The sequence below is a fragment of the Streptomyces diastaticus subsp. diastaticus genome (genome assembly GCF_011170125.1).
In the GTDB taxonomy this organism is placed as follows: Bacteria; Actinomycetota; Actinomycetes; order Streptomycetales; family Streptomycetaceae; genus Streptomyces; species Streptomyces diastaticus.
Genome location: NZ_BLLN01000003.1, coordinates 1,574,290 through 1,597,464 on the forward strand (window position 1 = coordinate 1,574,290; position 23,175 = coordinate 1,597,464).

General features: G+C 73.7%; 18 protein-coding genes and 1 pseudogene. 13 read left to right on the forward strand and 6 right to left on the reverse strand.

Features of this window, described 5'->3' with window-relative positions; translation table 11 throughout:
* Positions 1–13 precede the first annotated feature (13 nt).
* Complete coding sequence (locus tag Sdia_RS15490; protein WP_100455704.1) at positions 14–1,498, forward strand: condensation domain-containing protein; 1,485 nt, start codon at positions 14–16, stop codon at positions 1,496–1,498.
* 72 nt (positions 1,499–1,570) lie between these two features.
* Here the strand turns inward: Sdia_RS15490 and Sdia_RS30155 are convergent.
* Positions 1,571–1,855: pseudogene (locus tag Sdia_RS30155) on the reverse strand (3-keto-alpha-glucoside-1,2-lyase-like domain-containing protein); the annotation flags it as partial.
* Positions 1,856–2,022: 167 nt separating this feature from the next.
* Between Sdia_RS30155 and Sdia_RS15495 the strand changes: the two are divergent.
* Positions 2,023–3,129 carry a saccharopine dehydrogenase family protein gene (locus Sdia_RS15495; protein ID WP_100455705.1) on the forward strand — a complete coding sequence of 369 codons (1,107 nt, stop codon included), beginning with the start codon at positions 2,023–2,025 and terminating at the stop codon, positions 3,127–3,129.
* 8 nt (positions 3,130–3,137) lie between these two features.
* On the opposite strand, the gene Sdia_RS15500 is transcribed toward Sdia_RS15495, so the two are convergent.
* Positions 3,138–4,490 carry a PP2C family protein-serine/threonine phosphatase gene (locus tag Sdia_RS15500; RefSeq protein ID WP_100455706.1) on the reverse strand — a complete coding sequence of 451 codons (1,353 nt, stop codon included), beginning with the start codon at positions 4,488–4,490 and terminating at the stop codon, positions 3,138–3,140.
* 262 nt (positions 4,491–4,752) lie between these two features.
* Here Sdia_RS15500 and Sdia_RS15505 point away from each other — a divergent pair, with 262 nt between their 5' ends.
* From Sdia_RS15505 to Sdia_RS30160, 5 genes are all read left to right on the forward strand, one after another.
* Positions 4,753–6,714 carry an acyl-CoA dehydrogenase family protein gene (locus Sdia_RS15505; RefSeq protein ID WP_100455707.1) on the forward strand — a complete coding sequence of 654 codons (1,962 nt, stop codon included), beginning with the start codon at positions 4,753–4,755 and terminating at the stop codon, positions 6,712–6,714.
* A gap of 220 nt (positions 6,715–6,934) precedes the next feature.
* A complete protein-coding gene (locus tag Sdia_RS15510; protein ID WP_124288303.1) occupies positions 6,935–7,255 on the forward strand; it encodes an alpha-amylase inhibitor in 321 nt (106 codons plus the stop codon).
* Positions 7,256–7,473: 218 nt separating this feature from the next.
* The gene (locus Sdia_RS15515) at positions 7,474–8,367 is read left to right on the forward strand and encodes a Vgb family protein (RefSeq protein ID WP_189500991.1); all 894 of its coding nucleotides are present in this window, start codon (positions 7,474–7,476) and stop codon (positions 8,365–8,367) included.
* Between the two features lie 223 nt (positions 8,368–8,590).
* Positions 8,591–9,655 carry an alpha/beta fold hydrolase gene (locus Sdia_RS15520; RefSeq protein ID WP_308692868.1) on the forward strand — a complete coding sequence of 355 codons (1,065 nt, stop codon included), beginning with the start codon at positions 8,591–8,593 and terminating at the stop codon, positions 9,653–9,655.
* A gap of 527 nt (positions 9,656–10,182) precedes the next feature.
* Positions 10,183–10,731, forward strand: coding sequence for a hypothetical protein (locus Sdia_RS30160; protein WP_242537558.1), 549 nt, complete (start codon positions 10,183–10,185; stop codon positions 10,729–10,731).
* A gap of 336 nt (positions 10,732–11,067) precedes the next feature.
* Here the strand turns inward: Sdia_RS30160 and Sdia_RS15530 are convergent, their stop codons facing one another.
* The 4 genes from Sdia_RS15530 to Sdia_RS15545 all read right to left on the reverse strand — a co-directional run bounded on the left by Sdia_RS15530 (position 11,068) and on the right by Sdia_RS15545 (position 16,659).
* Positions 11,068–12,105, reverse strand: coding sequence for an ABC transporter ATP-binding protein (locus Sdia_RS15530; protein ID WP_189500995.1), 1,038 nt, complete (start codon positions 12,103–12,105; stop codon positions 11,068–11,070).
* Positions 12,102–14,078: a dipeptide/oligopeptide/nickel ABC transporter permease/ATP-binding protein gene (locus Sdia_RS15535; protein ID WP_100455711.1), complete on the reverse strand. Its 1,977-nt coding sequence runs from the start codon at positions 14,076–14,078 to the stop codon at positions 12,102–12,104. Before Sdia_RS15535 ends, Sdia_RS15530 begins: the two co-directional genes overlap by 4 nt.
* On the reverse strand, positions 14,078–15,028 hold the full coding sequence (locus tag Sdia_RS15540) for an ABC transporter permease (RefSeq protein WP_115068324.1): 951 nt from the start codon (positions 15,026–15,028) through the stop codon (positions 14,078–14,080). Before Sdia_RS15540 ends, Sdia_RS15535 begins: the two co-directional genes overlap by 1 nt.
* A gap of 77 nt (positions 15,029–15,105) precedes the next feature.
* A complete protein-coding gene (locus Sdia_RS15545; RefSeq protein ID WP_100455804.1) occupies positions 15,106–16,659 on the reverse strand; it encodes an ABC transporter substrate-binding protein in 1,554 nt (517 codons plus the stop codon).
* Positions 16,660–16,843: 184 nt separating this feature from the next.
* Here Sdia_RS15545 and Sdia_RS15550 point away from each other — a divergent pair, with 184 nt between their 5' ends.
* From Sdia_RS15550 to Sdia_RS15575, 6 genes are all read left to right on the forward strand, one after another.
* Positions 16,844–17,596 carry a FadR/GntR family transcriptional regulator gene (locus tag Sdia_RS15550; protein WP_115068322.1) on the forward strand — a complete coding sequence of 251 codons (753 nt, stop codon included), beginning with the start codon at positions 16,844–16,846 and terminating at the stop codon, positions 17,594–17,596.
* 254 nt (positions 17,597–17,850) lie between these two features.
* Entirely contained in the window at positions 17,851–18,873 is a 1,023-nt protein-coding gene (locus Sdia_RS15555; RefSeq protein ID WP_189500998.1) for an acetylxylan esterase, read from the forward strand.
* 26 nt (positions 18,874–18,899) lie between these two features.
* Entirely contained in the window at positions 18,900–20,369 is a 1,470-nt protein-coding gene (locus Sdia_RS15560; protein ID WP_189501000.1) for an exo-alpha-sialidase, read from the forward strand.
* 80 nt (positions 20,370–20,449) lie between these two features.
* Entirely contained in the window at positions 20,450–21,409 is a 960-nt protein-coding gene (locus Sdia_RS15565; protein ID WP_189501003.1) for a dihydrodipicolinate synthase family protein, read from the forward strand.
* Positions 21,406–22,353 (forward strand): ROK family protein, encoded by a 948-nt coding sequence (locus Sdia_RS15570; RefSeq protein WP_115068321.1) that lies wholly within the window; start codon positions 21,406–21,408, stop codon positions 22,351–22,353. Before Sdia_RS15565 ends, Sdia_RS15570 begins: the two co-directional genes overlap by 4 nt.
* Positions 22,350–23,036, forward strand: a complete 687-nt coding sequence (locus Sdia_RS15575; protein ID WP_100455718.1) for an N-acetylmannosamine-6-phosphate 2-epimerase — start codon at positions 22,350–22,352, stop codon at positions 23,034–23,036. Before Sdia_RS15570 ends, Sdia_RS15575 begins: the two co-directional genes overlap by 4 nt.
* Positions 23,037–23,175: the final 139 nt, after the last annotated feature.

Genomic DNA, 23,175 nt, shown 5'->3' on the forward strand with positions numbered 1-23,175 from the left:
AAGGCGAACCGATATGCGGCAGTTCCCCCTGGAGACGCTCCGAGTGGCCCCGGGCAGGCTCGTCGAGTGGCGGCTGCGCTCGCCGGACGCACGGCAGGCGCCGGACGGCGGCCCCGGGAGCGCCCGGCGGGCCTCCTCCAACCAGGACAAGCACTTCACCTCCGCCGAACAGAGCCGGGGATCGGACGACCAGGTGGCGTCCTGGGTCGCGGTCACCTTCGAACTGTCCGGTCCGCTGGACCGCACGGCGCTGGAGGCGGCGCTGCTCGCCTTCGTCCGCCGGCACGAGGTCCTGCGGTGCGCGTTCCAGCGCCTCGCCGGTGACCTGTCCTGCGCCTCCTACCCGCCCGAGAACCTGGCCCTGGACACCGCCGAACTGGGCGAGTTCACCACCACGGAGGCGGTCCGCTCCTTCCTCGCCGACCGGTTCCGCGCCACCATCGACACCCTCGGCTGGCCCCTTTTCACGATGGGTGCCGTGGTCCGCGACGCCTCCAGCACCGTGTACCTGGCCTTCGACCACATCGTCTGCGACGGCGTGTCGATGCCCAACGTCGTCCACGACATCGCCCGGGCCTACACCGCCGCCCTGGACGGCCGGGAGCCCGAACTGCCGCCGACCGGCAGCTACCTGGACTTCGCGGACACCCAGCGCCGCCGCTTCCTCGCGCTGACCGCCGAGGACGCCGGCCTGGACCACTGGCGCGCGTACACGGAGCGGGCCGGGGCCTTCTTCCCGCCCTTCCCGCTGGACCTGGGGGTCGAGCCGGGCCGGATGTACCCGATCGTCAACGAGGCCTGCACCCTGCTGGACGCGGCCGGAGCGGCGGCGTTCGACCAGGTGTGCCGGGACGCCGGGGGGAAGCCCTTCATGGGCGTGATGGCCGCGCTCGCCCGGTCGCTGCGCGAGGCCGGCGGACCGGAGGTCTACCGCGCCCTCATGCCCGTCAGCGAACGGGGCGACGGGCCCTGGCGGCACGCCGTCGGCTGGTTCGTCAACACCATGCCCATCGAGTTCCCGGTCACACCAGGTACGGACCTCCCGGAGCTGATGGCGCACGTGAAGGCCGCCTTCACGGAGATGATCCGCCACGTCGACGTGCCCTTCGTCCGCGCCTGGGAACTGCTCGCCCCCGAACACTTCGCCGCCCCCGCGTGGCCCTACCCGGTGAACTTCTTCTCCTACATCGACATGCGCCGGTGCCCCGGCGCGGACCACCACGAGGTGTGGCGCCCCACCACCCACGTCTGGTCCTCCCGCGCCAACGGGGCCTGCCTCTGGTTCCAGCGGGACGACGAGGGACTGCACATGAACGTCATCCACGTCGACACGCCGCAGGCCCGCCGGACCATGACCGGCCTGGAGCAGATCCTGTCCCGCACCGTCCTGGAGATCTCGGGCACCGTCGTGGCACGCCGGCCCTCCGTGTCGACCCTGGCCACCCTGGGCACGCTGCGCCAGCAGGCCGGCGTCGCCCCGGTGGGCGCGGCCCGTTAGGCAGCCGCCGGCTCCGGCGCGGCAGGCGTGTGCCGCCCCGGAGCCGGGGTGCCCCTCGTGTCCCCGCCGGGTTCAACCAGGCTGTTCCACCCACACGTTCCGGTAGGGGATCCCGCAGCCGGGGGCCTGGAGGCGGATCGCCCCGGCCGCCGGGCCCTCGGCCGCCCCGCCGCCCGCCCGTCGGGCCGTCGACGGCCACGTCGTCGTGGACGGTGACGCCGCTCCACACCACGGTGATCCTCGCGTCCTCCGGCTTCTTCCCCGAGGCGTCGTACCGGGCCGCGCGGAACGTGATGCCGTACGTCTGCCGGGGCCCGGGAGCGTGGCGGCGTTCACGTCCGGAGCGTTCTTGCTGTGGGCCGAGACCAAGGCCGGCCAGAGGCGAACGCGGTCCGGGCGGGACCGACGTGCGGGCCTGGACGGCGCACCTGCCATCCTCGGCACAGCCGCCGCGACCGCCGGTGGCCCGCACCCGTCCGCGTCACGAGGGGCGGCGCGGACCCGGAAGAAGGAGCCGTCCACCGATGTCCAGCCGCGTCATCCTCCTCGGCGCCACCGGCTACACCGGCGGCCTCGTCCTCGACGCCCTGCTGCGCCGCGGCCACGATCCGACCGTGGCCGGACGCGACCGGGCCGCACTGACGGCGCTCGCCCAGCGCTCCGGCGGCCTCGACCACCTGGTCGTCGACGCCGCCGACCCGGCCCCACTCCGCGCCCACCTGGACCGTGGGGACGTGCTGGTCACCACCGTCGGCCCCTTCGAACGCTTCGGCCACCCCGTCGCCCAGGCCGCCGCCGAGGCCGGCGCCCACTACGTCGACTCCACCGGCGAGGTCGGGTTCGTCCGCGCCCTGCGCGCCCGGCACCACGAGCGTGCCCGGGAGAGGGGCGCGGTGATGCTGCCCGCCTTCGGCTACGACTACGTCCCCGGTCTCCTCGCCGGAGCACTCGCCGCCCGGGAGGGCGGCGACACGGTACGGACGCTGGACATCGGCTACTTCGCGGCCGGCCCGTTGCGGCGCGGCATCAGCCAGGGCACCCGCGCCACCATGCGTGACGGCCTGACCCTGCCCTCGCCCCGCCTGCACCGGCGGCGGCTCGTCGACGAGCGGACCGCCTCCCGCGTCCGCCGCTTCACCGTCGGCGGGCGCCGCGGCTCCGCCTTCCTGGTCTCCGGCACCGAAGTGCTGTTCCTGCCCGACACCCTCCCCGACCTGGCCGACATCACCGTCCACAACGGCTGGTTCGCCGCCCTGAGCCGCCCCGTCTCCCTCTTCTCGGCCCTGGCCAACACCCTCGTCCGCCTCCCCAAGGGCGCACCGGTGGCGGCCGCGCTCACCCGCCCCCTCCTCTTCGGCCCGCCCGGCGGCCCCGACGCCGCGCTGCGCGCCCGCATCACCTCGCACGTCGTCGCCGTCGCCTCGACCGGCACCGCGGGCGACCCGCCGGCCGCCGAGGTACACCTCGCCGGCCCCGACCCGTACGGCCTCACCGGTGAGCTCATGGCCTGGGCCGCCGACCGGCTCGCCAACGGTTCCGGCGCCACGCCCGGGGTCGTCGGCGCCCTCGAAGCCTTCGGCCTCGACCCCCTCCGCGACGCCTGCGCCGGCATCGGTCTGCGCGCCGTCTGAGCCGAGCCCTACGGATGCTCCGGCGTACGCAGGAGCAGCACGGCCATGTCGTCGTGGCCGTCGCCCGGCCGGTCGGCCACCAGGGCGTCGCGGAGCTGGTCGAGAGAGCCCCCGGCATGGCGGGCGACGGTCGTGGCCAGTGCCTCCAGGCCCCGGTCCAGCGGCTCGTCGCGGCGTTCCACCAGCCCGTCGGTGTAGAAGACGACGGTGCTCCCGCCCGGCAGCGCGCAGGTGTGGTCGGGGCGGGCGGCGTCCGGGTCGACGCCGAGCGGCAGACCCGGTTCGGCGTCGAGGTACCGCGTGGTGGCGTCCGGGAGGACCAGGAGGGGCGGCGGGTGTCCCGCGTTCGACCAACGGAGCGTCCAGCCGCCCTCCCCGGCAGGTTCGAACCGTGCCACGCAGGCGGTGGTGAAGAGCCGCTCGTCGGTCATGTGGGCGATCCGGTCGAGCCCGGTGAGGGCGTAACTGGGCGACGTGCTCTCCCCGAAGGACAGGGCCCGGAGCATGCCCCGGATCTGGGACATGGCCGCCGCCGCGTTCAGGTCGTGACCGACCACGTCCCCGATGATGGCGGAGCAGGATCCGTCGGGCAGTTTGACCGCGTCGTACCAGTCGCCGCCCAGGTGGCCGGGTGAGGCGGCGGGACGGTAGATCGTGCGTGCCTCGAAAGGGCTCACCTCCAGCAGGCGGGGCAGCAGCAGGCGCTGGAAGTGCTCGGCGCCGGCGCGCTCCTGCTGGTACAGCCGGGCGTTCTCGATCGCGACGCCCGCGGTGCCGGCGAGCGCAAGGATCACTCCCTCGTCGTGGTGGTCGAAGGGCCGGCCGTCCTCACGGTCGCACAGGTAGATGTTGCCGTAGACCCGGCCCCGGACGGAGATGGCGACGCCGAGCAGGGAATGCATCGGGGGGTGGCCGGGCGGGAAGCCGGCGGACTGCGGGTGGTCGGCGATCTCGGCGACGCGCAGCGGCTCCGGGTGGTGGATGAGGTGGCCCAGCAGCCCCCGGCCGCGCGGCAGCTCCACCCCTGAGAGGTTGGCCAGCTCCTGAGAGTTCAGCCCGAGCGGGACGAACTCGGCGAGGAACTCGCCCTCCTCGTCGAGCACGCCGAGGGCGCCGTAGCGCGCGCCGGACAGGTCCATGGCGGTCCGTACGATCCGCCGCAGCACCGCCGGCAGCTCCAGCTCACCGGTGATGCTGAGTACGGCCTCCAGCAGCCCCTGCAACCGGAGCTGGGCCTGGGCCAGGGCGTGCATCTGCTCAGCGATCCGGTCCAGATCGGAACTGAGCGGGAGATTGAGCAGTGACATGTACGGCACCTCGGCCGATCCGTCGCCGGCGCCGCCCGGCGGTTCCCGCGTCACCCGTCCGCTTCCTCCCGTCGCCGGCACGTCCGCGCGGCTTCGGCCTTCCGCCCGCTCCGCGACGCTCCTCGCCGGCCCTTTCGTGGCCAGAGGAGAGACAATCACGTATCGGCAGGGGGACGGGGCAGGCCGCCCGGTGCGTCGGCGGAGTCGCCTCGTCGGGAGCCGGCGAGGCGACTCGGACGCGGGACGGCCCGCTTGGGGCGGGCCCGTCGCCCGATCGGCCTCGGTTGATCGTCTCCGGGCCGGGTAGCGGAGTGTCATGGTCAACGACGACACGTCCACCGGGCCGAGCGGGTACGTGCAGCCCCGGATCGACGTCCCCGCCCTGACGGCACTGCTCGACGGCGAGTACGCCGAGATCCGCGACCTGGTCCGGACCAACCTCGCGGCCCACGCCTCCGTCCTCGACGAGGCCGACGAGCTCGGCGTCGACGCGTTCCGCGAGCGGGTGCGGGAGGTCGTGGTCGAGATGGCCGCGACGGGCCAGACCGGCATGGGGTTCCCTCCTGAGTACGGTGGGGGAGGCGACGTCGGGGCCTCGATCGCCGCGTTCGAGACGCTGGCCTTCGGCGACCTCTCGGTGCTGGTGAAGGTCGGGGTGCAGTTCGGCCTCTTCGGCGGAGCCATCCTGCAACTGGGCACCGAACGCCACCATGACGCCTACCTCCCCGACCTGGTCACCGGGAAGCTGATGGGCTGCTTCGCGATGACCGAGACCGGCCACGGCTCCAACGTCCAGGCGCTCGGCACCGTCGCGACGTACGACCCGCGGAGCCAGGAGTTCGTCGTCACCACCCACGGCGAGCAGGCCCGCAAGGACTACATCGGCAACGCCGCCCGCCACGGCGAGGTGGCCGTCGTCTTCGCCCAGCTGGAGGTGGGTGGCAGGTCCGAGGGCGTGCACGCCCTCGTCGTACCCGTCCGGGTCGGGGGCGAGCCGGCCCCCGGCGTCCGGATCGAGGACGACGGCCGCAAGATGGGGCTCAACGGCGTCGACAACGGCCGCATCCACTTCGACGGAGTGCGGGTGCCCCGCGAGGCGCTGCTCAACCGGTTCGCCGACGTCACTCCCGAAGGCGTGTACGAGAGCCCCATCGCCCATCCCAACCGCCGCTTCTTCACCATGCTCGGCACCCTCGTGCAGGGCCGGGTCAGCGTCGGCGGCGCCGGGGTCAACGCCGCCAAGGTGGCCCTGACCATCGCCACGCGCTACGCCGACCGGCGCAGGCAGTTCGAGGCGGCTCCCGGCGCCCAGGAGCAACTGCTCCTCGACTACGGCCTGCACCAGCGGCGGCTGCTGCCGCTCATCGCCCGGACGTACGCGCTGCACTTCGCACAGGACGTCGTGCGTGGCCAGCTCCACGAGGTGTTCTCCGGCCCCGGGACCGACGACCAGGCGCGGCGCCGCCTGGAGTCGCGGGCCGCGGGTACCAAGGCGCTCGGCACCTGGCACGCGACCCGCACGATCCAGGAGTGCCGCGAGGCGTGCGGCGGCGCCGGCTACCTCAGCGTCAACCGGTTCGCCGCCCTCAAGAGCGACAGTGACATCTTCACCACCTTCGAGGGCGACAACCACGTACTGCTCCAACTGGTGGCCAAGGGGCTGCTCACCGACTACGCGAGCGACTTCGAGGACCTGGACCAGCTCGGCATGGTCCGCCACGTCGCGGGCCTCGCCGTCGAGACCGTCCTGGAGAAGACCTCGGCCCACAAGCTGCTGGAGCGGGTCCGCGACCTGCTCCCCGGCGGCGACGAGTGGGACCAGGAGGCCGGTCTGCTCGACTCGGACTACCAGCTCGCCATGGTCCGCCACCGGGAGGAGCACATGCTCGCCGGAGCGGCCCGGCGGCTCAAGCGCGGCGTCGACCAGAAGCGCGACCCGGGCACCGTCTTCTCCCAGGTGCAGGACCACGTCATCGCCGTCGCCCGCGCGCACGTCGAGCGGCTGGTGCTGGAGGCGTTCGTCGAGAAGGTGCGCGGGCTGCCCGAGGGCGGCGAGAAGGTCGCGCTGGGACTGCTGTGCGACCTGTTCGCGCTGTCGACGATCGAGGCGGACCGCGCCTGGTTCATGGAGCACGGGCGGCTGACCGTGCAGCGTTCCAAGGCGATCAGCCGCGAGGTGAACGACCTCTGCCGCAAGATCCGCCCGCTCGCGGTCGACCTCGTCGACGCCTGGGGCGTCCCGCCGGAGATGCTGCGGGCGCCGGACCTCGCGGGCTGAGCCGGCCGTGCTCCGTCCCAGCGTCCCACCGTCCCGCCGAGCGGTGGGTCGCCGCAGGTCGGCGGCTGGGACGGTCCGACTCCTCCGGGGACGGCAGACAGCTCACCGGGGTGCGTGCCCTACTGGAGACGTGCGGCGACGGGCCCGGTGACGGCACCTCAGGTGCCGGTGGCCCGTGCACGCCGCAGACCACATCGTCGAGCAATCGAAGGGGAGCATCATGACCTCACGTAGGTCCCTCACAGGCACTCTCACGGCAGTCGCGGTCCTCGGTGCCGGGCTGGCCGGCATCGCCACCCCCGCCCAGGCCGCCCCGGTGGAGGCGGCCGGCAAGAAGGTGGCGAGCTGCGTCAAGACCAAGACCTTCAACCAGGCGAGCGTCTACACCGTGCAGGTGCGCAACACCTGTAAGTCCGCGGTCAAGGTGAAGATCGTCATGCGGCTCGGCAAGGACAGCCCGTGCACGACGATCAAGAAGGGCGGCTACTACCACCGCAACACCAAGGGGCTCGCCACCTGGAAGGCCACGGTGAAGTGCTGACGTAGCGGCACCCGGGACCGGCGGGACGCGGCAGCGCCGACGCTCCACGGCCCGCCGGCCCGCCGGCGGTCGGGGGTGCTGCCGAACGGGGAGGCCGCGAGGTCCGGCCGGGAAAGCAGTGGCGGCCGGTGCGCGGGTGTGGTTCCCTCCCACCGCCCACAGGCTTCCGTGACCATGGACGCGGAGGCCGTCCGTGCCGACCGCCACGAGGAGCCGCCATGCCCCCGTCCGACACCCCCGCCGTCCGCGAGATCCCCGTGACGGACGACAAGGCGGGGCCGTACGGCATCACGGCCGGACCTGACGGGGCGCTGTGGCTCACCCTCGTGCACAGCGGAGGCATCGCGCGCCTCACCCTGGACGGCGAACGCGCCGTCCACCCGCTGGACCCGTCCGGCTGCCGACCCACGGTCATCGCTCCGGGGCCGGACGGGGCGCTGTGGTTCACCCGGTACCTGGACCACAGGATCGGCCGGATCACCACCGGCGGAGCGGTGACGTCGTTCGCCGTTCCGACCCCGGACAGCGGCCCCTTCGGCATCACCGCCGGGCCGGACGGTGTCATGTGGTTCGCGCAGATGAACAGCGACCGCATCGGCCGGGTCACCGGGGACGGCCAGATCACCGAGTTCCCGCTGCCCGTCACGGGCGGCCTGCCCTCGGCCATCACGGCGGGCCCGGACGGAGCCCTGTGGTTCACCCTCAACCAGGCGAACGCCGTCGGCCGCATCACCGTGGACGGGGACGTGGTGACGTACCCGCTGCCCACCCCCGGCGCGGCACCCGTGGGCATCGCGAGCGACGGGGACGTTCTGTGGTTCGTGGAGATCGCGGCCGGGCAGGTCGGCCGCGTCTCGGTGGACGGCCGGATCGAGGAGTTCCCCCTGCCGGACCGCGCGGCCGGACCGCACGCCATCGTCGCCGCCTGCGCCGGAGAGTGCTGGTTCACCGAATGGCGAGCCAACCGCGTCGGCCGCGTCACCGCCGGCGGCGAGATCACCGAGTACGAGCTGCCGTCGCCGTCGTCCGAACCGCACGGCATCACGCTGGGCCCCGACGGCGCTCTCTGGGTGGCCCTGGAGACGGGCGGGGTCGCGCGGGTGGAACGGTAGGGGGTGTCCTCGCGGTGCGGTGCGGTGTCCGCGTGTCCGGTGCGGGCTCCCGGCGCGCCTGCCGCAGCCCTCGACATGACGCCGTCGAGGTGCCCGAACCGGGCCGCGCCGTGGGCATGGTCCTGCGCGGCCCGGCCGTCGCCCGCCACGCCGACCGCTGGTCGCCGTCCGCGCCGGCCCGGAGGTGGCCGGCGGCCCGTCCAGCACCGTCCTCGCGACCGACTTGATCCGCGCGTCGTACGGCGCCGAGACGGAGATCCTCACCGCCTCGTCCGGCGGCGACCCCGTGGCCGTCCCGACGGGCCGGACCCCGGCGGCGACCTCACACAGGCGAACCGGAGAGCGCGGCACGGGCCTGAGCCACCCGATATCTCCTGGCGGTGAGCGCGGTGAGGGCGTCACGATGGTGGCCATGGACTACGGCGTGACGGATCCCGCGCGGCTCGGACAGACCCGGATGCCGGACGGCCGACTCCTCGGCTGGGCGGAGTGGGGGCCGGCCGACGGCACCCCGGTGCTGCTGTGCCCCGGGGCGGCGACCAGTCGGTGGCTCGGTTTCGGCGGTGGCGTCGTCGACTCGGCCGGGGCCCGGCTCATCAGCGTGGACCGCCCGGGACTCGGCGCCTCGGACCCGGACCCCGGCCGCACGCTGAGCAGTTGGGCGGCGGACATCGGGCAGCTCGTCCAGGAGCGGGCCCTGCACGCTCCGGCGGCGGTGGGGTTCTCCCAGGGCGCTCCGTTCGCCCTCGCCCTGGCGGCGGGAGGGCTGGTGGACGCGGTGGCGGTGGTGTCCGGCAGCGACGAACTCGCCCACCCCCGCTTCGCCCGCTCGTTGGCGCCCCGGGTGCGGGAGATGGTGGCCGCGGTCGCGGCCGACTCCCTCGGCGCCGAGGAAGCGTTCGCCGGCCACGGCGGCCCCGAGGCGCTGTGGGAGCTGATCGTCACGACGAGTGCCGAGGCCGACCTCAGGGTCTACACCGATCCTGTCTTCCGGCCGGCCTTCCGGCGTGCGTCGCAGGAGGCGTTCAGCCGAGGTCCGGCAGGCTACGCCCGCGACACCGTACTGGCCATGGGCCGCTGGCCGTTCGACCCGGCCGGCATCGCCGTACCGGTCGATCTCTGGTACGGGCAGCGGGACACCAGTCCGGTCCACTCACCGGACCTGGGCGCCTCACTGGCCCGAATGATCCCGGGAGCGACCCGGCACGTGCTGCCGACCGCCGGGGGTTCCCTGCTGTGGACGCACGGGGGCACCGTCCTCCGTACCGTGCTGGGCCACGTCCGCTGACCGTGCGTCGGGGCGGCCCACAGCCTCCTCGCCGGACCGCGCGTCCCCGGACAGGAGATGCCGGCGGGTCCGGACGCGCCGGCACCACGACCACCGCGTGCGACGACAGAGAAGGCCCGAGCGCCCTGGCGAGCGAGTACGGACCGAAGCGGTGCTTCGACGGCGAGGCGGCCCGTCTCCTCGGCGGCCGGATCCGCGCCCGGCATCCCGGGTTCGACGTCGAGGGGTACGCCGCCGAGGCCGAGCGACGCGTTCCCGGAAAGGAGCTCAAGGGCCGGGTGCCGGCCCTGGCCGGGGGACTGCGCCCCGGCTCCCCGAGGGCCACCCCGCCGCCGTGCCGCTCCTCCTGGCCACCCTCGGTGATGAACTCGCCAGGAGCGACGGCTCGTTCACCGCGAGCTGGTTCCTCATGCCGGTGGCCATGTTCGTGGAGGAGCACGGACTCGACCCACCCGGAGCTGCACCTCGACGCCATCGAGGCGATCACCCGCCGCCACACCGGTGAGTACGCCGTCCGGCCCCACCTCGTGCAGCACCGTGCCCGGACGCTGAAGCGCGTCGCCGAGTCGGCGCGCAGCCCGAGCCACAACGTGCGGCGTCTGGCGAGCGAGGGGATCCGCCCGCCTGCCGTGGGCCCGCACCCTCGACACCCACGTCCAGGACTCGGCGCCGGCCTGGACATCCGCGGACCGCTGCGCAGCGACCCTTCGGAGCACGTCCGCAAGTCCGTCGCGAACAACCTCGACGACATCGCCGGGGACCACCCGGGCGCCGTCCTCGCCACCGCGCTGCGCCGGCTGGAGAAGAGCCCCACCCCTGAGACCGGGTGGACCGCCAAGCACGGTCTGCGCACCCTGGTCAAGAAGGGCGACCGGCAGGCGCCGGCCCTCCTCGGCGCGAGCGGCGGCGAGCACGTCGAGGTCTCCCGGCTGCCGGTCACCCGCGCGGTGGCCGTCGGAGAGACCGTCGTCATCGACCTGGTCGACACCGACGAGCGGTCCCACCGCGTCACTGCCGACCACGTCGTCCACCACGTGCGGAGGAACGGCCGCGGCGCCCCGAGGTCTTCAAGCTGACGACGCTCGGACCCGCCCCCGGGGAGCGGCGGAACCCGCGCAGGTCACACCCGGTCGGGCAGGTCCGACCCGCGCGTACCACCCCGGCGAGCATGTCGTCGACATCCAGGCCGACGGCCTGGCCAAGGCCACGGAGAGGTTCGACCTGCGCACCTGAGCAGCCTGCCCGGAGCCCGTCCGGAAGGCTCAGGGCGCGCCCTTGCGCGCCGCAGTCCGGCGCCCTCGACCGGCCGGGTGCGCTCCACGGCGACGAGGCCCGAACTCCTGGCTGCCCGCGCCCGGCCCCGAGGGCCGGGCGCGGGCACGCGGGAAGCAAGGCCGGAGGGGACCTCCGGGTCAGCCGTCGGCCGCCGTGCCCACCACCGCTTCCCGTGCGGCCGCCTTCGCGGCCGGCTCCGGGTGGACGCAGTGCCAGCGGTGCCCCGCCGTGTCCTCGGTGGCCGTCGGGAAGGCGGTGGCACAGGCGTCGTCCGCCTTCCAGCAGCGGGTGCGGAAGGGACAGCCCGAGGGCGGGTTGGTGGCGGAGGGGACCGGGCCGTGCAGCACGATCCGCTCGGGCCGCTCCAGCAGGCTCGGGGTGGCCGAGAGCAGGGCCTCGGTGTAGGGGTGGCGGGAGTCGGCGGTGACCTGGGAGGCGGCTCCCTCCTCGACGACGCGGCCCAGGTACAGCACCGCGACGCGGTCGGCGAGGTAGCGGACCGTCTGTACGTCGTGGGAGATGAACACCATGCCCAGGCCGAGGCGTTCGCGCAGGTCCACCAGGAGGTTGAGGATCTGGGCACGCACCGACACGTCCAGGGCGCTGGTGGGTTCGTCGGCGACGATCAGCTCGGGGTCGAGCGCGAGCGCGCGGGCGATGGCCACCCGTTGGCGCTGGCCGCCGGAGAGCTGCCCGGGCAGCGCCTCCAGCGTGTGGCCGGGCAGGCCGACCAGGTCGAGGAGCTCCCTGACCCGCGCCTCACGTTCCTGGGGTGTGCCGCGCCGGTGCACGTCCAGCGGGTCGCGGATGACGCGGCGTACGGAGAGCCGGGGGTTGAGCGCGGTGGACGGGTCCTGGAAGACGACGCCGACCGCCGGGCCGAACTGCTCGCGCCGCTGGGCGGGGCTCAGGCTCCACAGGTCCTGCCCCCGGAAGCGCACCTGCCCTTCCGTCGGACGCTGGAGGCCGGTGACGACACGCGCGAGGGTGGATTTCCCGCAGCCCGACTCGCCGACCAGGCCGAGGATCTCGCCCCGGCGGATCTCCAGCGAGGCGTCGGTCAGCGCGTGCACCGCGTCCCTGCGGAACAGACCGCCGCTGCGCGCCTTGTGGCGTACGTGGACGTGGTCCAGCCGGATGAGGGAGTCCATCGAGGCGTCCTTCGGTGCGGTCATCGGGCGTTCTCCAGTCGCTTGGCCGGCGGGTCGGCGGGCGCCGGGTGGTGACAGGCGAAGTGATGGTCCGGCGTTCCCTCGCGGGCGGCCGGCGCCGGCGGCGTGGTGGCGCACAGTTCGGTGGCGGCGGCACAGCGGGAGGCGAAGCGGCAGCCGGTCCCGAACGCCTTGGGCGCGGGCACCACGCCGCGGATCTGGTGCAGCCGTTCGGCGCCGGACTCCAGCGAGACCACCGACCCGAGCAGGCCCCGGCTGTAGTGGTGGGCGGGGTCGGTCAGCAGGGCACGGGTGCCGCCGGCCTCGGCGACCTGCCCGGCGTACATCACCGCGACGCGGTGGGCGAGGTCGCCCACCAGGGCCAGGTCGTGGGAGACGAGGACCATGGCGAAGCCGAGTTCGTCCCGGAGCCTGATCAGCAGCTCCACCACCTGGGCCTGCACGGTGACGTCGAGCGCGGTGGTCGGCTCGTCGGCGATGAGCAGGCGGGGGCTGCGGGAGAGGGCCATGGCGATCAGGACGCGCTGGCGCTGGCCGCCGGAGAGTTCGTGCGGGTAGCTGCGCAGGGTCCGCTCGGGGGAGAGGCCGACCAGTTCGAGCAGTTCGGCGGGGGTGCGGGTGCCGCCCCGGGAGGTGAGCCGCCTGAGCTGGGTGCCGATCAGGACGGAGGGGTTCAGGGAGGACATGGCGTCCTGGTAGACCATCGCGATCTCCGGCCCCATCAGGGCGCGGCGCTCCTTCGCGGTCATCCCCAGCAGGTCGCGCCCCCGGTAGCGGATCTCCCCCTCGACCTGGGCGTTGCGGGCCAGCAGGCCCATGATCGCGAGGCTCGTCACCGACTTGCCGCAGCCCGACTCGCCGACCAGGCCGAGGGTCTCCCCCTCGCGGACGGTGAGGTCGATGCCGTCCACGACGCGGGTGTCGCCGTAGCGGTCCGGGAAGCGGATGGTGAGGTTGCGTACGGTGAGGAGTTCGGGGGCGTCCTCGGGCAGGGGCGTGACGGCCGGCCCGGTGGCCCTCAGCCGGGTGGCGAGCGCCGTGAGGGCGACGTCCACCCGCGCGTCGTGCGCGGCCGGAGCGACCGCGGCGAGCTCCTGCCCGGTGTCGTCGCCGCCGGTACGGGAGGTGTCGGGCGAGGCCGCGGCGTCCGTCATGCCCTCCGAGAGGACGTTCAGCGCGAGCACCGTGACGAGCAGGCAGAGACCGGGGAAGAGGGTCGCCCACCAGCCGCCCGACAGCAGGAGCTGCCGGCCGTAGGCGAGGACGCTGCCCCAGCTGGGGTCGGGGTCCTGCACACCGGCGCCGATGAAGGAGAGGCTCGCCTCGAAGATGATGGAGTCGGCGACCATCACGGTGGCGAACACCAGGACGGGAGCGGCGCAGTTGACGGCGACGTGCCGCGCCACGATGTAACCGCGGCGGGCGCCGATGACCTGCTCGGCCGCCACGTAGTCCTCGCCGTACTGCTCCAGCACATTGGCCCGGACGACGCGGGCGAGTGAGGGCGCGTACACGAACGCGATGGTGAAGATGATGACCGGCACGCTGGGCCCGAAGACGGCGACCAGCACGGCGGCCAGCGCGATCGGCGGGAACGACATGACGATGTCGAGGGTGCGCATGACACCCTCGTCGGCGAGCCTGCGCGAGGTCGCGGCCAGCGCGCCCAGCAGCGACCCGATGACCAGGGCGAGCAGGGTCGCGCCGAGGCCGATGACGAGGGAGTACCGGGCGCCGTGCACCACCCGGGCGAAGACGTCGCGGCCGGCCCGGTCGGTGCCGAACCAGTGGTCGGCGCCTGGCGCCTGGGCGGGTACGCCGGTGGCGAGCGGGTCCTGGGTGAGCAGCGGCGCGAAGACCGCGCCCAGCACGACCACCACGAGGACGGCGAGAGCGATGCGGGAGGGCACGGGCAGGCGGCGCAGGCGGACGCCGGGCCGGGCCAGCCGCGCGGCGAGGGAACTGGGGGCGAACATCACACCGTCCTGATGCGCGGGTTGACGAGCAGGTAGAGCAGGTCGACGACGACGTTGACCACGAGGAAGGCGACCGCGATGGTGAGCACGGTGCCCTGCACGAGCCCGACGTCGCCCCCGGTGACGCCTTCGAGGATCAGCTTGCCCATGCCGGGCAGGTCGAAGATGGCCTCGATGACGACGGCGCCACTGAGCATGTAGCCGACCTTGACACCGAGCACGGTCAACGGCGTGACCAGGGCGTTGCGGAGTACGGACCGGATGATCAGGAAGGGCGGCAGACCGCTGCCGCGCGCGGTGCGCACGTAGTCCCGGTCGAGTTCGGAGACCATCGAGGTGCGCACCAGCCGGGCCAGGGAGGCGGCGACCGGGAGGGCCAGCGCCACGGCGGGCAGGGTCATGCTCTCCAGCCAGCCGGAGAAGGAGTCCGCCGGGTTGACGTAGCCACCGGTCGGAAAGAGGTCCATGGTGAGGGCGAACTGCTGGATGAGGAGCACGCCGAGCCAGAACGAGGGCAGGGCGACCCCGGCCATCGACAGGACGCGGAAGACCTGGTCGGGCCAGCGGTCCCGGTACATCGCGCTGAGGACGCCCGCGGTCAGGGCCAGGGCGACGGCCAGCGCGAGGCCGAGCACCGTGAGCTGGAGGGTCAGCGGGAACGCGGTGGCGATACGGTCGGCGACGGGCTGGCTCGGCGGCACGGTGACGCCGAGATCGCCGCGCAGCAGATCACCCAGGAAGGCGAAGTACCGGACGAACATCGGGTCGTTGAGGCCGTGCGCCTCGGCGAACGCGGCGCGCGCCGCGGGGCTGGCGGAGTCGCCGAGCGCGTTGTACGCGGGGTCGGCCGGCGAGAACTGGAGGACCACGAAGACCAGCAGCGTGATGCCGAGGACCATCACCGGCATGATCGCGACGCGGCGCAGCGCGAGCCGGAGGAAAGCAACCATCCTGGTTTCCTAGGGATTGGGGCGAGGGCCGCCGCCGCGGCGAGGCGGCGGCGGCCGACGGACCGGGGCGGTGCGGCTCAGGAGCGGCCGACGTCGACGAAGGACAGCCCGGTGGTGGGCAGCGGCTTGAACCCGGTGAGCGCTCCGCCCTGCCAGGCGGTGGGCAGCTTGCGGTGCAGTACCGGGTAGAGGGCGGCCTCGTCGGCGACCAGGTCGGTCACCTCGGCCCACAGCTCCTTGCGCCGGTCCGCGTCCGCCTCCCTCGCCGCGCGGTCCAGGAGCGACTTGGTCTTCTTGTAGACGGGCGAGCCGGCCCAGCCGTACCGCTTCTCCGGCCAGAACCCGTAGTAGAACCAGCGCAGCAGCAGGTCCGCGTCGTTGCCGAAGACGGAGGGGTCGCCCGGGGCCGCCAGCACGTCGAAGTCGCCCTTGTCGACCTTGGCGTACTGGGCGGGGGACTGGGCGATGTCGAGGCGGGCCTCGATGCCGGCCGCCGCCCAGCTCTCCTTGAGCAGCGGGGCGATGTCCTTGACCCAGCCGGTGTCGGTGACCAGCAGGGTGAAGGAGAGCTTCGTCGCGCCCGCCTCGGCCAGGAGCTTCTTGGCCTTCGCCACATCGTGCCGGTAGACGGTGGCGGCCTTGTGGTAGTCGGGGTGGGTGGGCGGCACGTAGCCGCTGGCGGCCTCGGCGTTGCCCAGCAGCGCCGTCGAGATGATCTTCTCGGTGTCGAGGGCGTAGTGCAGGGCCTGGCGCACCCGCTTGTCCTCGAAGCGCTTGTCCGAGCAGTTGAACATGAGGAAGAGCAGCCCGAACGACTGGACCGACTCGACCTTGTTGTCGCCGGTGAACCCCTTGACGTCGATGTAGGGGACGTCCTCGATCGCCTGCACCCGGCCCGACTCCAGGGCGCTGACCCGCGCGGACGGGTCGGACATCAGCCGCCAGATCATCTTCTTGGCCTTGGCGGGATGCGGCCCGTTGTACTTGTCGTACGCCTCCATGACGATCTTGTCCTCGCGGACCGCCTGGACGAAGCGGTACGGGCCCGAGCCGACGGGCTTGGCGTCGAACGCCTTGGGGTCGGCGCCCGCGATCTTCTTCGGCACCACCCGCACCACGGAGATGCGGGAGGGGAAGAGGGCGAAGGGGTGCTTCAGCTTGAACTCGACGGTCGACGCGTCGACGGCGTCGACCTGGTCGATGAACGGCACGAACTGGGCCATCAGGGAGGCGTTCTCCGGGTCCAGGACCCGTTCGAAGCTGAAGACCACGTCCTCCGCGCGGACCGGCGAGCCGTCGTGGAAGGTCGCGCCCTCGCGGAGGGTGGCCCGGTAGGTGGTCGCGTTGATCTTCTTCGGCATCTCGGTCGCCAGCGCGGGCCGCGCGACGAGCGTGGCCGGGTCGAGGTCCACCAGCCCTTCGAAGATGTGCATGTTCGCGGCGTACGGGGTGGCGCCGGAGGTGATCATCGGGTCGAAACCCGTGGAGAGCGGATACGAGAGGCCGGCTTCGATAGTGTCGCCGCCGGAACCCGCACCGCCGGCGCCTCCTCCGCTGGAGGCCGGCCCGCCGCAGGCCGTCAGGCCCGTGGTGGCCGCGGCCGCGACGCCGATGGCACCGGTGAGTCTCATGAAGGTGCGGCGATCCACGCCGGCTGCGCTGCGCGAGGGCAAGGGGTCCTCCAGAAGGAAGATGAGGGATGGTCGAACGGAGAGGAGGCGAGACGGTCGGCGCTCCACCACGGCACATCAGACGTCTGATGTATGATGCTCAATAACAGGGGAACGTAGCTTGCTGAGTGAAAGGGGTCAAGAGGTGGCGGTGGGACAGGAGGCGGCAGGGCATACGGTCCCTGGGCCCAAGCCGGCGCGACAGTCACTGCGGCAAGAGGTCGTGGACGGCGTCAAGGGCTACATTCTGCGCAACCAGCTACGCCCCGGTGACCCCCTGCCGAGCGAGTCCGCCCTGTGCGAGGCGCTCGGAGCGAGCCGGTCCAGCGTCCGCGAGGCGATCAAGATCCTGGCCGCGCTCGACATCGTCGAAGTGCGGCACGGGCACGGCACGTACGTCGGCCGGCTCAGCCTCTCCGCGCTGGTGGAGAGCCTGACCTTCCGTGGACTGCTCAGCCCCGACGACGACTTCCAGGTCATGTCCGACCTCGTCGAGGTGCGCGAGCTGTTCGAGCGGGGCATGGCCGAACAGCTCGTCGCCGCCCCCGACCAGGGGCAGATCGACCAGCTCGCCTCCCTGGTCGAGGAGATGCGCAAGGCGGGCGGCGGCAAGGGTGACGGCTTCGTCGAGGCGGACCGCGCCTTCCACGCCCTGCTCGTCGCCCCGCTCGGCAACGACCTCATCGGCCAGTTGTCCATGGCCTTCTGGGACGTCTACGTGATCGTCGCCCCGCACCTCGACGTCTTCACGCACGAGCACGAGGAGGCGACCATCGCCAATCACCAGCGCATCGTCGACGCCGTGCGCGACCGCGACCCGGCCGAATTCGCCACCGCGCTGACCGAGCACTACGCGCCGGTGCGGAAGCGGATCGCGGAGGCCCGCGCCCGCCGCTGACCGGCTCCCGCGCTCGGACGAAGGCACCCCTCGGGCAGGGGTGCCTTCGTCGTGCCCGAAGAGGGCGGTCGCGGGGGCGGGGGTCGGGCGGCCGGGCGGGCGGGGGCACTTGACGGTCGCCGCCGGGATCTCTAGTGTCCCGGAAACAAGGACATCAGACGTCTGATTTCCCTGGCCGGTTGTCGGCTCGGCCGACTCCGCCACCCCCACCCCAGCGGCGCGCCACGCGCCCGCCTCACCCACCGGGCCCCCTCATGCCACTGACGGACCTCACCCTCGCCGAGTGCCTCGCGCTCCGCCCCGACCTCGAAGAGCCCGCCGACCTGGACGCCTTCTGGGACAGCACCCTGGACACGGCACGCGCCCACGGGACGCCCCCGCGGTACACCCTCGTGGACACCGGACTGGTCCAGGTGGCCACCTACGACGCGGTCCTCCCCGGCTTCGCGGGCGAACCCGTCCGCGGCTGGCTGCACCTGCCCGCCGACGCGCGGGAACCGCTCGGCTGCGTGGTGGAGTTCCTCGGCTACGGACGCGGGCGCGGCCTGGCGCACGAGCAGGTGCTGTGGGCCAACGCGGGCTACGCGCACTTCATCATGGACACGCGCGGCCAGGGCTGGTCCACCGCCGCCGGGGACACCCCCGACACCGCCCCGCTCGCCGGCAGCGTGCCCGGCTTCCTGACCCGGGGCGTCGAGAACCCCCGGGACCACTACTACCGACGGGTCTTCACCGACGCCGTGCGCTGCGTGGAGGCCGTCCGCGCCCACCCGGCCGTCGACCCGGAGAAGGTCGTGGTGACCGGCGTCAGCCAGGGCGGCGGCATCGCCCTGGCGGTGGCCGCGCTCACCCCCGGCCTCGCGGGCGTCATGCCCGACGTCCCGTTCCTGTGCGACATCCGGCGGGCCGTACGCGTCGCGGGCCTGCCGCCCTACACCGAGGTCGCGGAGTACCTGAGCCTGCACCGCGACCGTACCGGGACCGTGCTCACCACCCTCTCCTACCTCGACGCGGCGCTCCTGGCAGCGCGCGCCACCGCCCCGGCCCTCTTCTCCATCGCCATGATGGACGAGGTCTGCCCGCCCTCCACCTGCTTCGCCGCCTACCACCGGTACGGCGGCCCCAAGGACCTTCGCGTCTACGAGTTCAACGGACACGAGGGCGGCGGCGGCCACCACCGGCGCGAACAGCTCACCTGGGTACGGGAGCTGCTCACCACCCCGCGCCCGACGGACGCCGACGCTCCCCCCACCCCGCACGCCCCCCAACTCGCCTGATCCGCCCACCGAGAAGAGGTCCGACCATGCAGCGCCGCACCGTTCTGGCCGTCGTCCCCGCGACCCTCGCCCTCCTCACCGCCACCGTTCCCGCCGCCCACGGCGCCACCGTCCAAACCACCGCCGGCTTCACCTCCCAGGACATCGCCACCGCGGGCACCGGCTCCCCCCACTACCGCATCCCCGCCCTGACCAGGACCACCAAGGGCACCCTGCTCGCCGCGTACGACGCCCGTCCCACCCTCGCCGACCTGCCCGGCAACCTCGGCATCGTCCTGCGGCGCAGCACCGACGGCGGCGCCACCTGGCAGCCCCAGCAGGTCGTCCGCAAGGACGCCGCGCCCAAGGGGTACGGCGACCCCAGCCTCCTCGTCGACCGGGAGACCGGAAGGATCTTCGTCTTCTACGCGGCCTCCGTGAACCAGGGCTTCTTCGGCTCCGCCACCGGCAACGACGAGAACGACCCCGACGTCCTCCAGGCCGACTACAGCTACTCCGACGACGACGGCCTCACCTGGAAGCACGAACGGATCACCGCCGACATCAAGAACCCCGCCTGGGCCGGCATGTTCGCCGCCTCCGGCGAGGGCATCCAACTGCGGCACGGCGCCCACAAGGGCCGCCTGATCCAGCAGTACGCCATCCGGCACAACGGCGCCAACTACGCCGTCAGCGCCTACAGCGACGACCACGGCGCCACCTGGAAGATGGGTACCCCGGTCGGACCGGGCGGCGACGAGAACAAGACCGTGGAGCTCTCCGACGGCCGCGTCCTCCTCAACAACCGCTCCGCGCCCTACCGCACGGTGGCCTACTCCACCGACGGCGGCGTCACCTACACACCCTTCCAGCAGGACACCGAACTGCCCGACCCCGCCAACAACGGCTCCATCGCGCGGTTCGCCCCGGACGTCCCCGCCTCCCATCCGCGCTCCTCGTGGCTGCTGTTCAGCAACACGGCCACCACCGGCAGCCGCAGCAACCTCACCGTCCGCCTCTCCTGCGACAACGGCGAGAACTGGCCGGTGCGCAAGACCGTCGAGGCCGGCTCCGCCGCCTACTCCACGCTCACCCCGCTCAGCGACGGCACCGGCGCCAACCCCCGCGTGGGCCTCCTGTGGGAACGCGCCGATTACCAGCACATCACCTACTCCTCCTTCGACCTGGCCTCGCTCGGAGGAGTCTGCGCCCCCGTCACCGTCACCCCGCCCACCGCTCTGCCCGCCGGCGCCACCACCGACGTCACCGTCCGCGTCGTCAGCCAGAACGACGTGGACCTGCCCGCGGGCAAGGTCTCCCTCTCCGTCCCCGAGGGCTGGAGCGCCCCCGCGGTCACCATGCCCGCGCTCAAGCCCGGCCAGGGCGCCAACGTCAAGATCCCCGTCACCGTCCCCGCGGGCACCGACGCGGGCGGCGTCCAGGCCACCGCCACCTACCAGGTACGCGGCTCCCAGCACGCCTACGGCGACACGACGCTCACCGTCACCGCCCCCTGACCGGCCACGGCCCGCCCGTCCCGACCCGGTACGGGCGGGCCGTCCACCCGTACCACCCTTCGCACAGCCCAGGAGTCCTCATGTCCCCGTCCCAGCCCCTCCGCGGTGTCGTGCCGCCCGTCTGCACCCCCCTCGACGCGTCGGGTGAGGTCGACACCGCCTCGCTCGCCCGGCTCGTCGAGCACCTCGTCGGCGGGGGAGTGCACGGGCTCTTCGCCCTGGGCTCCAGCAGCGAGGTCGCCTTCCTGACCGACCCGCAGCGGGAGGTGGCCCTGCGAACGGTGGTCGAGGCCGCCGCCGGCCGCGTGCCCGTCCTCGCCGGTGCCATCGACATGACCACCCCCCGGGTGCTGGCCCACGCCGAGGCGGCGCGCAAGGCGGGCGCGGACGCCCTGGTGGCCACCGCCCCCTTCTACGCCCGCACCCATCCCCGGGAGATCGCCCGCCACTTCCGCACCGTCCGCGACCGCGTCGACCTGCCGCTCTACGCCTACGACCTCCCCGTCTCCGTCCACAGCAAGCTGTCCTCGGCCCTGGTGCGCGAACTGGCCGAGGACGGCACGCTCGCCGGTCTCAAGGACAGCAGCGGCGACGAGGGCTCCCTGCGCCGGCTCATCGTCGAACTCGGCGGCCGCGACGGCCGCGCCGAGGGACCGGCCCCCGCCTTCAGCATCCTCACCGGCTCCGAACTCACCGTCGACGCCGCCCTGCTCGCCGGGGCGGACGGCGTCGTCCCCGGCCTCGGCAACGTCGACCCCGCCGGATACGTGCGCCTGTACGACGCCGTGCGCGCCGGTGAGCTGGACCGTGCCGTGGCGGAGCAGGAGCGGCTGGTCGCCCTCTTCGGCCTGGTCGACGCCGGGCCGGAGAGCGAGATGGGCCGCAACTCCTCCGCGATCGGCGCGTTCAAGCACGCGCTGAGGCTGCTCGGGGTGTTCACGCACGGCGCCACCGCGGTCCCCCAGATCCCGCTCGACGAGACGTCGGTCGCCCATGTCGAGCGGCGGCTGCGCGCGGCCGGCCTGCTGCCCGTCCGATGACGGCCCGGCACGGCGCGCGGCCGGTGATCGGCCTCGACCTCGGCGGCACCAAGATCGCCGCCGCCCTGGTCGGGCCCGACGGCACCGTCCTCGCCCGGCACACCGGTCCCACCCCGGCCACGCGGGGCGCCGAAGCGGTGCTCGACGCGCTCGCGGCCGCCGCGCAGGCGGTCGGTGCCGACGCGGCGGGCGCGATCGGCGTCGCCGCCGCCGGGGTGATCGACCCGGTCTCCGGGACGGTCGTCAGCGCCACCGACACGATCCGCGGCTGGGCGGGGACCGCACTGGGCCCCGGCCTCACCGCCCGCACCGGGCTCCCCGTCGCCTGCGACAACGACGTCCGGGCCGCCGCCGCGACGGAACTGGCGACCCTCTCCGACGACGCCGTCCTGCTCTACGCCGCCGTCGGCACCGGGGTGGGCGGCGCCGTCGCGGTCTCGGGACGGCTGCTCCACGGCACCGCAGGGGTCGCCGGACACCTCGGGCACCTCCCCAGCCCCGAGGCGGAAGGACTGCCCTGCACCTGCGGCGCCACCGGTCACCTGGAGGCGATCGCGGCGGGGCCCGCCATCACCGCGTACTACCGGCGGATCAGCGGCGAGTCCGCCGACAGCCTGCACACCGTCGCCGAGCGCGCGGCCCGCGGCGACGGGCTCGCCCGGTCCGCCGTCGTCCACGGCGCCCGCGCCGCCGGCCGGACGCTGGGCGGCCTCGCCAACGTGCTCGCCCCGCACCGCGTCGTCGTCGCCGGCGGCGTGCCGCGCATCGGCGCCCTGTACCGGGACGCCCTGTGCGACGCCTTCGCCGCCGAACTCATGCCGCCGCTGCGCGGACTGCGCCCGGCCGCACCGCTCGGCGGCGCCGACGCCGCGGTCCTCGGGGCGGCCGCCCTGGCGCGCACCCTCTCCCCGCGACCCGCCCACACCACCGGAGCCCAGCCATGACACCCCCGCCATCCGCCTCCCCGCTCGCGGCCCTGACAGGCCGTCTGATCGTCTCCTGCCAGGCCCCGCCCGGTGACCCCATGCGCCACAGCGACACACTGGTCCGCATGGCCCGGTCCGCGCAGGCCGGCGGCGCGGCGGCCGTACGGGTCAACGAACCGGAGGTCGTCGCGGCCACCGTCGCGGCCGTCGACGTACCGGTCATCGGCCTCTGGAAGGACGGCGACACCGGCGTCTACATCACCCCGAGCGTCCGTCACGCCCTCGCCCTCGTGGACGCCGGGGCGGCCATCGTCGCGGCGGACGCCACCGGGCGCCCGCGCCCGGACGGCAGCACCTTCGCCGACCTCGTCGCCGCCGTCCACGCCGCCGGCGCCCACGTCATGGCCGACGTCGCGACCCTGGACGAGGGACGCGAGGCAGCCGCCCAGGGCGCCGACCTCGTGTCGACGACCCTCTCCGGCTACGCACCGGGCTCCCCGCGCCAGACCCTGCCCGACCTGCGACTGGTCACCGACCTCGCCGGAGCCGTCGACGTACCGGTGGTGGCGGAGGGCCGCGTCGCCACTCCGGAGCAGGCGGCCGCGGCACTTGCCGCCGGCGCCTCGAGTGTGGTGGTGGGCACCGCGATCACCGCGCCCACCGCCCTGACCCGGCTGTTCGTGGCGGGCCTCGCGTCCTGACACGGCACCCGGGACGAAGGGAGGGGAGCGCGCGGGCCCCACACCGCCGCTTCCCTCCCTCTCGCGGGCGGCATCGGACGCCCCCGCGCCTCCCCAGCCCTCCGGTGCCGCCCCGGCTCCGGTGCGGCGGCGCCCCTTC